The following is a 12,849-nucleotide window of genomic DNA, read 5'->3' as shown; positions in this document are numbered from 1 at the left end:
CTTTGTACAAAGATGGCCTTCCTTTGATGAAACGACTAATTCAAGCTCGTTGCTCTATTACTGCTCCTCCTACTCTTCCGATACCTCTCTAAACCTGACCAAACGTCTTTCCAAAAGAGCCACACCCATATTATTTAGCGGTTTTTAGCCTAATCAGGTACACAGTCTTGTTTCCCGATTCCCTACTCCCTACTCCCGATTCCCGATTCCCGATTCCCGATTCCCGATTCCCTAACACCCAGACCGAATTACAAACTGCTATAAACACTGCTAAATACTACATATCTCAAGGCGAGAGAAGAGAGATACGCCACCCATGAAAAAGGCAAAGTATGCCCAACCGGAAAAGAATCCGACATAGCTGACTGGTAGATGCCCCTGGGGAGCATTGAGGGTGAAGGGGAGGTCAACGTAATCTAGCCACTTTTCGTTGGTGTGCCATCCAAGTTGATCGCCAAAGCGACAGTAAGTTTCATAGTCATAATCGGCACCAGGAGTTACCTGCACACTCTCGGTGACTATGCTCTGCCAGATTCGCTTCTGTACACTAAAGCCAAAGCGCCCATGGCTGTACTTTACCCAGAGGCTGTTGAGAGTACAGAGGTCTGTACAAGGAAAGGTGTTGATATCTGGGATGTCAAGCCAGCCTTCTTCTTCTCGTCCTGCTGCTTTGAGCATAACGGCGAGAGTTTCTTGATCTGCCTCTTGCCACTTTCTACGGATTAGTAAATCCCGTAATGGGCGGTAATCTACTCCTACATCAGAACTAAGGTCATCAGCTTCACTCAAAGAGATGAAATAATCGTTTTCAGTCACGGGCTGTAACCATTCGTGGACTGACTGAGGACGGTCTTTTGGCTCTAAGGCCATGCCTTGGAGAATTACTTGATTTAAGCGATCGCTAATACTAGGAACCAGTTGGTTTGGTGGCACCAGCTCTTCACCGTCATACTTGCGGTAAATTGACTCGGTAGGACTTAGCCCGGTTACGGCATGGTACATCGAAGCCGCTAGAGAGTAGACATCCACCGTGGCGTGACGACTGCCTTGGTAGTATAGCTCGTAGGGTCGAAATGGTTTATTGTCAATATGGCTCGACACATTACTATCTCGGAGTATATCCCCAGGAATCCCAAAGTCAATCAATACCGGTTTGCCACTGTTACTGACCACGATATTATGAGGGCTGATCTCTAAATGCACCAGCCCTACTCCATGGATTAGATTCAACGCTGACCCAATTTGAGTGATGTACTCTACTGCATCAGTTTCAGGTAATGGTCCTGTGCGTTGTACCAACTTCCACAAACTTTCCCCGGAAATAAAATCCATCACTAGGAAGTAGGTATCTCCTTCTTGAAACAAGTCTCTGACCTGGACCAGGGATTCAAGGTCAGCAGACAGTTGAGCCAGCAGTTGTCCTTGCTTGATAAATTGTTCTCCATAGTTGGGGTAGTCTGGAGCCAATCTCAGGCTTTCGTGTGGTGTTTTAATTACAACATCTTGATTGAGTAACTGATGGACTGCTTTGTAGGTAATTCCAAACGCTCCACGTCCAAGAATTTTCTCGATCTTGTATTTACCACCATGTAACAGCTGTTGCTCTGACCAGACCATATAGATTAGTTGTTAGTTTTTTCTTGTTAGTTGTTTATGATTTGTTTTTCGGTTTAGTAGATTTACCCTGGCTCCAACGGGGATTATCAACAATTTTCAAACACCCTAAATTCAAATACTATTGATAATACAATTAATGCTATAGCATTATTGAGTGAGTATTCAGCTATCAGCGTGTCGCGTATCAGCTAATGCGCTACTTGAGTTGCTACTTGAGGTGCTTTTGAATAAAACAAGTAAGCATTGGAATAATGCTGAGTAAAGTCACCTCCCAGCGTCGTTCGCACAGCGTGGCCATTCGCGTAGCGTGGCCGAAAGGCCAAGGCCAAAGCCTGTGCCACAAAACTGACGGCTGACGGCTGACGGCTGACGGCTGATGGCTGAATGCTTACATTATTGACATGCTATTAAATCTGATAATTAATTTTTTTAGGATTAATTTTCAGTACTCATATACTTTAGTATAATTCCCTCAGCTTTGCCATCCTCTGGAGCATCAGGTGTTAGCGGTTAATTCTCTCCCAAGAGAAAAAAGCTAGCGATAGGGAATCGGGAATCGGGAATCGGGAATCGGGAACAGGCAAGAGGCAAGAGGGAAAAAATCCTGTGTACCTCATTAGGTTAGAAAGCGCTATACTAAAGCTACTGACAAATGCGTTCGCGTAGCGTGGCCTACCGCCAATCGCGTTTAGCTCAAGTCCGGAGAATTCTGCCCATTTCCCGCTTTTCCCGCTTTTCCCGCTTTTCCCGACTCCCGACTCCCTCGGTGCGCTTTCCGTAGGCGAATTAAATTCGCCACGGGTCGCACCGCTCCCGATTCCCGATTCCCGACTCCCGATTGCCTACTCCCGACTCCCGAGCTATCTGTCTAGCCCTTCCCCAGTAAGATAGGATTATCCAGAGTAAAGATAATGACTTACATTAGCTATGGCGGAAGAAACCCAACCCTTGCCTAACCCTGAGCAAGCCAATACTCCTTCTGATACACCAGCAGAGAAACCAGCGGCTAAGGCTCCTGCGGCCAAAAAGCCTGCGGAAAAATCAGCACAGAAACCAGCGGCTAAGGCTCCTGCGGCCAAAAAGCCTGCTGCTGCTGCTGCTGCTGGGGCAAAAGCTAAAAAAGCCAAACCACCAGCAGTTGAAGATAAACCTTTCACTGAATTTGTGGAACAACATTATGTGCCAGCCCTTAAGACTGCTTTTGCCAAACAAGGTATTGATGATGTAGATGTGACGTTTGCTAAACAGAAAATCCCGATTCCAAGTTTGAGTCAAATGGATGACTGTTGGCAAGTAATGGGTAGTTGGCAAAATGGGCAACGTACATTTAACCTTTATTTCCTAGACGAAGATATTAAAAAACAAAAGGCTTTTTCTGCCTCGGCTAATGGTGTTAAACCTAGTACGATTGAGTCGTTTATGATTGATGAACGGAAAGTGACTCTTCCTCTAATGGTTCATTACACTATACAACGGCTAAATGCTCAGAAGTGGCTAATGTGGAATTAGTTATTTTTGGATAAGTTTAGGTAGATTTTCGGATTTTTACGGAATCTACCAACCAAGATCCAAACTGTTTTGATCATGGAGCGATCGCTACCTTTCGCTCCCGATCACAAGGTTGGTTTTAGGAAGTAGGGAGTAGGGAGCAGGGAGTAGGGGGAAGAGTATGGAGAGTGGGAAAAAATATTGTTTGCTTGATTATTTTTTTCGGTAACTATTTTTAAGCTTTACTGCTACGTTTAATAATCACCGAAACAACCATAACCCTTGACTGTATAAGGGGTTGGTTTCCACTATTTTTTTTGTTTTTATAATTGTATAATTCGGTATTTTTACTAGGGCTAAATCTTATAGCGCTGCGCCAAGATAATAGAAAAAACGGAATGGGTGCTGCATGGCTTTATCATAACACTAAAAACTACTCCCATAGCTTTACGAGTGCATCTAATTTTTGCTGTTTGAGCCGGTGGTGCGTTACGGGACGGACTGTACCAATACTACTGACCGAGAAAATGAGGGCGAGCCCGTCCCTAACGCACCCTACACACTGTTCCTTGTTTCCTGTTCCCTATTCCCTGACATGACAGATTTTTATCAAGAAAACCCTTATAAAAAACTAACTATAACCGCTTCTTCAACTGGTGTATATACAGCCAAAGCAGCCTTGACCAAGCTAGATTTTGAGTCGGAAAGTAACTTGGCAAAATCCCAAAATCTAAGTGACAGTATAGTAAGCAAGTTTTTTAATTTCAAACCAATTCAGCTGGATTCTTTTAAACGGATATGCCAGGCTCTGAAATTAAAATGGATAGAAATTGCGGGAATAGCAGAGGAAAAGGATTCGGATGTAGTAAGCACAAACGGGCAGGATTCGGATGTAGTAATCACAAACGGGCAGGATTCGGATGTAGTAAGCAAAAACGGGCAGGATGCCCATTCTACTGATAGCAGTAGCTCAGAGCTGGTGAAGCCAGAGAAAACACCTAGGCGCAAAGTGACTGTAGTCGATAGAGAAACTGAAACCATTAAAATGTCTATGGTTTTAGACGGAGAGATAGATTCAAGTCAAAATTTAAAACGTCTTAAATCTATGTTACGAGACTATCCAGGAGACACGATCACAATTAGTGATATGAAAAAAGACAGGATTCGATTAATTTTAGGATTAATTGTAGAAGATGATCAAGAGGAAATCGAAGGGCTTGTATCTCAGATAAAATCAGGAGAAGTCAAATAATTAAGTGGTTTTCCTGTTCAAGATATTCAAATCTTGAACACAAGGTCAGAGGATGATCAAATTGACACTCCCCGGTCTAAAGACGCGGGGATTCTTCATTCAACGAGTCAGCTTGCCCAACCAGGTCGGAACCAAGAAGAGTAGAGGCCGATTCTCCTGAAGCGTAATGGTCTTTTACAACCCAAGTTCCGGTGTGCCCCACCGTACCTAAGGCTCTTTTAAGGATGTTTATTGCGGCATTCTGGTCTCTATCCAACTGACATCCACATTTGCAAGTATGAGTCCTAGTCGATAGAGATTTTTTGACTACTTCGCCACAATCAGAGCAGTTTTGGCTGGTATAGGCAGGATTTACCGCGACTGTCACCTTTCCAAACTTGGTACCAAAGTGCTCCATCCATTTCCGAAACTGATACCAACCTGCATCATTAATAGATTTAGCGAGACAGTGATTTTTCACTAAATTTTTAACCCTCAAGTCTTCATAGGCGACCAGGTCGTTAGACCGGATTACGCAGCGCGCCAGTCTCTTAGCGTGCTCTTCACGTTGCCTACTTATTTTAAGGTGCTGCTTGCCTAGTCTATTAACCGCTTTCTTGCGATTGGATGAGCCTTTCTTTTTACGAGAAACTCGTCGTTGAAAAAACTTAAGGCGTTTTTCTCCCGTTCTGTAAAAGTGGGGGTTTGATTCTGTTTTCCCGGCGGAATCAGTGTAGAAGTCTTTCAATCCTACATCCAAACCGATAGCTGTCCCAGTTGGATCTAGCTCTTCTTTTGCATCAACCGAAACACAGAACTGGACATAGTAACCATCAGCTCTTTTTACTATCCGAACCCGCTTTATTTGCTTTTTGTCAAATCGCCACAAATCCCATGTACCTTTAAGTTTGAGCTTCCCAATACCCTTTTTGTCACTAAATGTGATTGACTTCTTGTCAGGGGATAACTTCCATCCAGACTGTTTATACTCCACTGAGCGGCAGTTTTTCTGGAATTTTGGTAAACCTTTTTTGCCGGGTACTCTCTTTTTGCAGTTATCAAAAAAGCGAACAATTGATGACCACGCCCTTTCAGCACTAGACTGTCGAGCCGTAGAGTTCAAATCGCTGGCAAAAGGAAAGTTTTTAGCAAGGATAGCACTGTACTTATTGAGATCAAATTTATTGACCCCTTTATTGTCCATCCAATACCTTAGACAGCTATTGCGGATGAATTTAACCGTCCGAATAGCCTCGTTTATAGCAGAGTATTGATATTTCTTTCCCTTTGCTTTGAACTCTAAAATTATCACCACTTTCGACCTCAACTGTCCTATATATTATTCTACAATATCCAGACTAAAATATTGATTTTTCTTTCAATATTTTTTTCACGGCGACTAAAGTCGCTATGAGCCTACATCCCCGGTTTAAAAACACGGGGTTTTGGCTTGGGGAGTTTCATAATGAGCTTGATCCTAAATGGCGTTTAGTGGAAGAGATTGCTAGCACTGGAGCTGCGGGTCGGGAGTTGAAGGGTGTTGACCTGAGTGATGTTGACCTGAGTGGTGCAAACATGAGTCGTGCTGACCTGAATGGTGCAAACCTCAGTGGTGCTGACCTGAGTAATGCCAACCTCAAGGGTATTGACCTAAGTAGTGCTAACCTGAGTGATGCTAACCTGAGTGATGCCCAGCTCAAGGGTGCCCAACTATATTGTGCTGACCTCAAGGGTGCCCAACTATATTGTGCTGACCTCAAGGGTGCTGACCTCAGTAGTGCCGAGCTCAAGGGTGCTGACCTAAGGGGTGCCGACCTGAGGGGTGCCGACCTGATCAAGGATGTTGACCTCAGTCATGCCAACCTCCGTGATGCCAAGCTAGTTGGTGCCAAGCTAGTTGGTGCCAAGCTAGTTGGTGCCGACCTCAGTGGTGCCAACCTCAGTGGTGCCAACCTCGGTTGTACCAACTTTAGTCGTGCCGACCTCAGTAGTACTAACCTCAATGGAGCCAACTTCAGGGCTGCCAGCCTGAATCGTGCCGACCTCAGTAGTGCCAACCTTAGTAGTGCTGACCTTACGAGTGCTGACCTCAAGAGTGCCGACCTCAGTAGTGCTGACCTGAAGGGTGCTAACTTGAATAGTGCCAACTTCAGTGGTGCTGACCTCAGTGATGCCAACCTCACTGGTGCCGACCTCAGTTTTGCCCAGCTGAGTCGTGCTATCGTGGACAATACCCAATTTGAAGATAATCTGGGAATTAATGAATCCATGAAGGGTTACTTAATTAAACGAGGGGCAATGTTTGAAGATGTAGCAGGGGATAGCTCTGAAAGTGTTACCTCTAGCCAAATCCCGCAAACAAATGGGATAAATTGAAAGAATGCGATCGCATCCACCAAAAAACGCGATTGACCGTAGGTCACGCTACGCTAACGCTTAAACCAGAAAATGGGCATTGCTAAATCTTGGGATCAATATCAGTGGGGTGGGCATCCTGCCTGCCTAGGAATATTGATCACCGGCAAGATGCCGGTTCCACCAAAATCCCGGTTCCACAAAACTCTTCAAATCATTCGATTATTAAGCAATGTCAACGAATTAGTCTAGAGCTTTCGCTTAGCGTGGCCAAAGGCCAATCGCATAATCCACCGATATTAGTTCTCAATTCGGTGAGGTACACAAGTTGTGGATTTTAGGGAACAGGGAAAAATCCTGTGTACCTATACTCGCGCTATAACTTTATTTCCCTTTAGACTTAGGTAGTGAGAGTCCCAGATAGCCTCCAAGACCTATTTTTGCCATATCCATGAAGGTGGGGCGGTACTCTTCATCCATGACGGCTAGGGTAAGTGACCCTCCAAGTAATATCGATATAATAGCAGTTTGAACCATTTCTTTGATTGTCAGAGTTTTATTAGCCATAGGTTTTTTCTGTAACTGGTAAACTTGACTGCTACTTTTAATGGTTACCTACAAAAACCGAAACCTTGACTGTCCAATGGATTAGTTGCTAATATGATTTGGGTTTTGTTTGATTGCCTTGTGACTGAGCTGTGATTGCGCTAAACTTTACGCTCTACGTAGGGAATATAAAACTTCCGGTCAGGGAATTATTTAGTTTGATAATATAGGGCTGCATCCCTTACTCCATTGATTTTTTAAACACCATTACTATTACTATAGTTATCAAAAACTAGCCATACGATGACAGATTCTAATACAAAGGGTTCAAAGTATTTCGAAGGTTTAGCAAAGACTTCAGAAACAACTATGAATATTATGATAGATGCTAGCCAAGTTAGGAAAAATAAAAAACTAACTATCACCGCCTCGTCAAACGGTATAGAAAAAGCAGAAAAAGCTTTAATAAGGCTAGGATTCAACTCTAAAAGTAACTTAGCGAAGTCACAACTTATAGGTCGCAGTACAGTAACAAAGTTTTTTAATTTAAAGCCAATTCAGCTGGATTCCTTTAAACGGATATGCGATGGACTGAAACTAGACTGGAGAGAAATCGCGGGAATAGCAGAGGCAAACCGATCCGAACCGCTAACCAGAAATGATGGCAGTAACTCAGAGCTGTTGGAGGGTGTGGAGCAAGGGCAAGCACCTAGGCGCAAAGTGACTGTAATCGATAAACAAAGTAAAACAATTAAAGCTGTTATCGTATTAAAAGGGGATATAGATTCAGTTGAAAATTTAAAATTTATTCAATCTATTGTACGAAACTATTCAGGAGACAGTATAAACATTATTGATATTCAACCAGGCAGCATCCAATTAATTGTAGAGGGTTCTCCAGAGGATATCGAACAGCTTATATCTCAGATAAAGTCAGGAGAACTAAAAGAATTAAGCGGTTTTCCTGTTCAAGATATTGAAATTTTGAGGGAAACCTCAGAGCATGATCAAAATCACGAGATTGATCACAAATGGCGTCTAGTGGAAGAGATTGTTAGCCATGGAGCTGTGGGTCGAAACTTGAGGGGTGTTGACCTGAGTGATGCCGACCTCAGATGTGCCGACCTCAGATGTGCCGACCTCAGATGTGCCGACTTGAGGGGTACTGACCTCAAAGGTGTCAAGCTGAGGGGTGCCAAGCTGAAGGGTGCCAAGCTCAGTGGTACCAACCTGATTCGTGCCAACCTGATTCGTGGTGCCAACCTGATTCTTGACTACCTGATTGGTACTGACCTGATTGGTGTCAACCTGATTGCTGCCAATCTGATTCATACCAATCTGATTCGTGGCTACCTGAGGGGTGCCAACCTGAGGGGTGCCAAGCTCAGTGGTACCAACCTGAGTGGTGGCTACCTGAGTGGTGCCAACTTGAGTGGTGCCAACCTGAGGGGTGCCAACCTGAGTGATGGCTACCTGATTCGTGCCGACTTGAGGGGTGCCAAGCTCAGTGGTGCCAAGCTGAGGGGTGCCAAGCTCAGTGGTGCCAAGCTGAGGGATGCCGACCTGATTCGTGCTTACCTGAGTGGTGCCGACCTCAGGGGTGCCGACCTGATTCGTGCCGACCTCAGGGGTGCTGACCTCAGGGGTGCCGACCTCAGGGGTGCCTACCTGATTCGTGCCTACCTGATTTATACCAACCTCAGTGATGCCAACCTCAGTGGTGCTGTTGTGAAAAATGCCCGATTTGGAAATAACTCAGGAATTGATGAATCGCTCAAGAGAGACCTAATTCAACGAGGCGCAATTTTTGAGGATTTGCCAGGGGATCGCTCTAAAAGATTAACCCCTATTAAAAGATAGGGATTACGGAAATTAGGGAGTGCTGGTAATTTTTTGGAATCCCATCAGCTTCAACCAAAAAACGCGATTGGCCTATGGCCACGCTACGCGAACGCTTACAGATAAATGCAGAAAGTTTGGCGTTGCTGAATTAAGGAATGAATAGGAGTAGAGTGGGCATCCTGCCCGCTGGAAAATAAGCATGAAACTGGCAAGATGCCAGTTCCACCTCACTCTTAAAATTATTCAATTATAGCGTTTCTAGGACTCATGAGGTACACATTATTTTTTACCTCTTCCCTCTTCCCTTTTCCCTCTCCCCTGCTCCCTGCTCCCTGCTCCCTGCTCCCTAAAAACCAGAAATTTGTACCTCACAAGTCGTAGAATTGCTATATATAAGTTTGACATACAAAGGAGGTGTGGCTCCCCGGACCCGAATCCCACGCCTCCCTCTGTTTCCCTATTCCCAATTCCGAACTTCCCTATTTTATCCGCGCAGCGCTATAGTTAAAGGTTTAAAACCTAGTCAGCTTTTTTAGCTCGGAAGGTAGCTGTGACTGTATAGTCAGAGGTGCGGTAACCGGTGAAGCCGACATGTTCACATTCGACAAATCCAACTGATGCCATTAGTTCTAACACTTTGGAAATAGGTATAGCGCCTGCTACACAATCGCACCAACTTCCTGCTTGTATTTCTGACTCAGAATTTCCTTGACGAACTACATCCACCAAATAAAACCTACCACCTGGTTTCAAGCAATTATAGGCTTGGACAAAAGCACATTTCTTACGAGGTGATAAGTTAAATGTCCCATTGGCAATGACCACATCCGCTACACTTTCGGGAATGTCTTCGTGTTTGCCCATATCAAAGGGTGCTTTAATCACTTCAATAGTCGTGAAGTTACATAATTCGGCATTTTCACGGGCTTTTTTCACCATTGCAGCGGTCATATCTACACCAATGACTTTCCCGGTTTCACCTACCAAACTAGCAGCAACACAAAGGTCAGCACCGGCACCACATCCTAAATCGACAACGGTTTCACCTTGGTTAATCGAGCCAAGGGAAAAAGAATTACCGCACATACAGGAAGACTCCCAAACTTGCTCAGGAAGTTGGGATACGTCATATCCCATTTTGGCGGCATTTTCTTTACCATAGGGTAGGGGATTAATGGTGCCGAACCCTGCTTGAGGATTTTCAGCCAGTTGGGTATACTGCTTTAGAATTTCCTTAAAGGAACGGGTGACACCAACTGTTAACTTGATTTGACTCCAAAGTTCATCACTTTCCAGGAATTCATTGTAGTCAATCACACCATTGTTGTCACTGTCTGCTTTGGCAATGAGTGTCGTCAGTTCATCTTCCCCAAGATTAACCTTCAACGAGTCCAACAATTGACGTAATTCATCGAGTGAGATAGAACCATTGCCATCTAAATCAATCAGGGAAAAGATTTCCCGTAGATCATCTTGGGAAGTGAGGTCTACCTTGTTGACTACCCATTCCGCAAATTCAGGAAATTCGATAGTTCCACTTAAGTCGGCATCGGTCTTGATCAAGACCGCTTCTAGTTCTTCATCGGTTAGAGTCATTCCCAGAGACCCCATAGCATTGGCTAACTCTTCTCTAGTTAGAGACCCATTACTATCAGCGTCAAACAAATCAAATACTTCTTTGAATTCATCACGTTGAGCCGGTGTCAATTGACTTGATTCAATCGCTGACATAAGTTGATTTACCCTTTTTGTTAACTACAAATAACTACAAGTTTTTTGAATTATAATTGAATTATAAAAGTTGTGTATCCAAATTTATCCAGATAAATAATCGAACATTAAAACGGCGGTATAGCGACAATATCTATATTAGTAAGCAATGGAATAAAAATCAATGCTCAATCATTAATAAAATCTAAAATAGATTATCTTAATTGTCAATTATATGGAAGCAATATTTATTAAATGTAACGTCAACATTCAGCATCGGCAAACTTTGGAGCTAAAAAAAAGGGGGAGTCGGAACGGTTCCCCCTTGACAATCCCCATTTTTAGGTCAAAACTATAAAGATGATAACGAAAAAGGTAATAACTTGATTGAATAACTTTATTAAATAACTTTATTAATTAATTATTTTCTTTAAGTTATGTAACAGCTTTTAGACTTCAGGTTTGCTTAAGCTTTCAGGTTTGCTTAAGGGTTCAGGTTTAAGCTACGGCAGGGGCAAAATGTGATAAAACTTTAAATTACGTTGTAACTCTTAACAAAAAAAAGCGCTTGAGATCACCAATACCCTGGTAAACTCAGAAAGCAATATATATATAGCAATAGATAGCAATCGTCATTGATTGGTGAAACTGACCCTGGGACAAGGTGTTGCCTTGTGTTCCCTGTTTGGGGAATCTTTCTCGGTTTCACGAGCTGATCCCGATTGCTATATGATCAGTCTTGGGTTTGGGCGTGGGTTGAGTAACCCGGATATGGCCACACCAGGGCACCGAGAATGGTAAGCAACTATAACAAGCAAGCAAGAGCTTAAGATGGTAGATTCCCTTAAAAAACCTGATTTTGATGAAATCCGACCCGGTATAAAAGTTCCGGCCAAGGACACGATCCTAACTCCCCGGTTCTACACTACTGACTTTGAAGCAATGGCGAAGATGGACCTCTCGCCTAATCAGGATGAACTCGAAGCCATCCTGGAAGAGTTTCGAGCTGACTACAATCGTCACCATTTTGTCCGGGATGAGGAGTTTAATCAATCCTGGGACCATATTGATGGGGAAAAACGCCGGTTATTTGTTGAGTTTCTGGAACGTTCCTGTACAGCGGAATTCTCTGGTTTCTTGCTGTATAAGGAATTGGGACGGCGCTTAAAGAATAAAAATCCTGTGCTGGCAGAGTGCTTTACCCTGATGTCTCGTGATGAAGCACGTCATTCGGGATTCCTGAACAAGGCCATGTCAGATTTCAATCTACAGCTGGATTTGGGATTCCTGACTAAGAGCAAGAAGTACACCTTCTTTCAGCCGAAGTTTATTTTCTACGCTACTTATCTGTCTGAGAAGATTGGCTATTGGCGGTATATTACTATCTATCGCCATTTAGAAGCGCATCCTGAAGACCGGGTCTATCCAATTTTCCGCTTCTTTGAAAACTGGTGTCAGGATGAAAACCGTCACGGGGATTTCTTTGATGCGCTGATGAGAGCCCAGCCGGATACGCTGAATGACTGGAAGGCTAAGCTTTGGTCCCGATTCTTCTTGCTGTCGGTGTTTGCCACTATGTATCTGAATGATGTTCAGCGGTATGGATTCTATGCCTCAATTGGTTTAGATGCTCGTGAGTATGATAAGTATGTGATTGAGAAGACTAATGACACCTCAGGACGGGTCTTCCCAGTTATTTTGGATGTAGACCATCCGGAATTTTATGAGCGTCTAGAGATTTGTGTCCGGAATAATGATAAGCTGAGAGCGATCGCTAACTCAAATACGCCCAAGTTCTTGCAAATATTCCAGAAGTTGCCCCTATACATGTCTAATGCCTGGCAGCTCCTGAAATTGTACCTGATTAAGCCCATTGATATGACGGCTAAACAAGGTTCTATGATCTAAAGTTTGCTCCGCTAACTGTTAGCTTCGTTTTTGTGGTGATTCTACATTAGGTAGGATCACTTTTTTTTTGATTCCCTGCTCCCTACTCCCTACTCCCTACTCCCTACTCCCTACTCCCTACTCCCTACTCCCTACTCCCTACTCCCTACTCC

At 43.8% G+C, this 12,849-nt stretch carries 12 protein-coding genes; 7 read left to right on the top strand and 5 right to left on the bottom strand.

Going from position 1 to position 12,849, the window contains the following annotated elements; translation table 11 throughout:
* Positions 1 to 167: 167 nt before the first annotated feature.
* Entirely contained in the window at positions 168 to 320 is a 153-nt protein-coding gene (locus F6K64_RS19960; RefSeq protein WP_154659954.1) for a hypothetical protein, read from the top strand.
* Here the strand turns inward: F6K64_RS19960 and F6K64_RS19955 are convergent.
* Both F6K64_RS19955 and F6K64_RS19950 read right to left on the bottom strand, forming a co-directional pair.
* A complete protein-coding gene (locus F6K64_RS19955) occupies positions 271 to 1,617 on the bottom strand; it encodes a serine/threonine-protein kinase (protein WP_287266151.1) in 1,347 nt (448 codons plus the stop codon). The two genes, F6K64_RS19960 and F6K64_RS19955, sit on opposite strands and share 50 nt — an antisense overlap.
* Positions 1,618 to 1,805: 188 nt before the next feature.
* Complete coding sequence (locus F6K64_RS19950; protein WP_154659955.1) at positions 1,806 to 1,958, bottom strand: hypothetical protein; 153 nt, start codon at positions 1,956 to 1,958, stop codon at positions 1,806 to 1,808.
* Positions 1,959 to 2,544: 586 nt separating this feature from the next.
* Between F6K64_RS19950 and F6K64_RS19945 the strand changes: the two genes are divergently transcribed.
* Together F6K64_RS19945 and F6K64_RS19940 are read left to right on the top strand one after the other, a co-directional pair.
* Positions 2,545 to 3,126, top strand: coding sequence for a DUF2996 domain-containing protein (locus F6K64_RS19945; RefSeq protein ID WP_287266150.1), 582 nt, complete (start codon positions 2,545 to 2,547; stop codon positions 3,124 to 3,126).
* A gap of 574 nt (positions 3,127 to 3,700) precedes the next feature.
* Complete coding sequence (locus tag F6K64_RS19940) at positions 3,701 to 4,357, top strand: hypothetical protein (RefSeq protein WP_287266149.1); 657 nt, start codon at positions 3,701 to 3,703, stop codon at positions 4,355 to 4,357.
* A 76-nt stretch (positions 4,358 to 4,433) separates the two neighbouring features.
* Here the strand turns inward: F6K64_RS19940 and F6K64_RS19935 are convergent, their stop codons facing one another.
* Complete coding sequence (locus F6K64_RS19935; RefSeq protein ID WP_287266148.1) at positions 4,434 to 5,648, bottom strand: RNA-guided endonuclease InsQ/TnpB family protein; 1,215 nt, start codon at positions 5,646 to 5,648, stop codon at positions 4,434 to 4,436.
* A 98-nt stretch (positions 5,649 to 5,746) separates the two neighbouring features.
* Between F6K64_RS19935 and F6K64_RS19930 the strand changes: the two genes are divergently transcribed.
* Positions 5,747 to 6,712, top strand: coding sequence for a pentapeptide repeat-containing protein (locus F6K64_RS19930; RefSeq protein WP_287266145.1), 966 nt, complete (start codon positions 5,747 to 5,749; stop codon positions 6,710 to 6,712).
* A 363-nt stretch (positions 6,713 to 7,075) separates the two neighbouring features.
* Here the strand turns inward: F6K64_RS19930 and F6K64_RS19925 are convergent, their stop codons facing one another.
* The gene (locus F6K64_RS19925; RefSeq protein ID WP_287266143.1) at positions 7,076 to 7,258 is read right to left on the bottom strand and encodes a hypothetical protein; all 183 of its coding nucleotides are present in this window, start codon (positions 7,256 to 7,258) and stop codon (positions 7,076 to 7,078) included.
* Between the two features lie 348 nt (positions 7,259 to 7,606).
* Here F6K64_RS19925 and F6K64_RS19920 point away from each other — a divergent pair, with 348 nt between their 5' ends.
* Entirely contained in the window at positions 7,607 to 9,097 is a 1,491-nt protein-coding gene (locus F6K64_RS19920) for a pentapeptide repeat-containing protein (RefSeq protein ID WP_287266141.1), read from the top strand.
* Positions 9,098 to 9,598: 501 nt separating this feature from the next.
* Here F6K64_RS19920 and F6K64_RS19915 read toward each other — a convergent pair.
* Positions 9,599 to 10,810, bottom strand: coding sequence for an EF-hand domain-containing protein (locus F6K64_RS19915; protein ID WP_287266138.1), 1,212 nt, complete (start codon positions 10,808 to 10,810; stop codon positions 9,599 to 9,601).
* 621 nt (positions 10,811 to 11,431) lie between these two features.
* On the opposite strand from F6K64_RS19915, the gene F6K64_RS19910 reads away from it, so the two are divergent.
* Positions 11,432 to 11,590 carry a hypothetical protein gene (locus tag F6K64_RS19910; RefSeq protein WP_154659956.1) on the top strand — a complete coding sequence of 53 codons (159 nt, stop codon included), beginning with the start codon at positions 11,432 to 11,434 and terminating at the stop codon, positions 11,588 to 11,590.
* 30 nt (positions 11,591 to 11,620) lie between these two features.
* Positions 11,621 to 12,697 (top strand): magnesium-protoporphyrin IX monomethyl ester (oxidative) cyclase, encoded by a 1,077-nt coding sequence (gene acsF / locus F6K64_RS19905; RefSeq protein ID WP_008190054.1) that lies wholly within the window; start codon positions 11,621 to 11,623, stop codon positions 12,695 to 12,697.
* Positions 12,698 to 12,849: the final 152 nt, after the last annotated feature.

Source organism: Moorena sp. SIO3A2, from assembly GCF_010672265.1.
Taxonomy (GTDB): domain Bacteria; phylum Cyanobacteriota; class Cyanobacteriia; order Cyanobacteriales; family Coleofasciculaceae; genus Moorena; species Moorena producens.
This window is presented reverse-complemented; position numbering and strand designations above follow the sequence as displayed.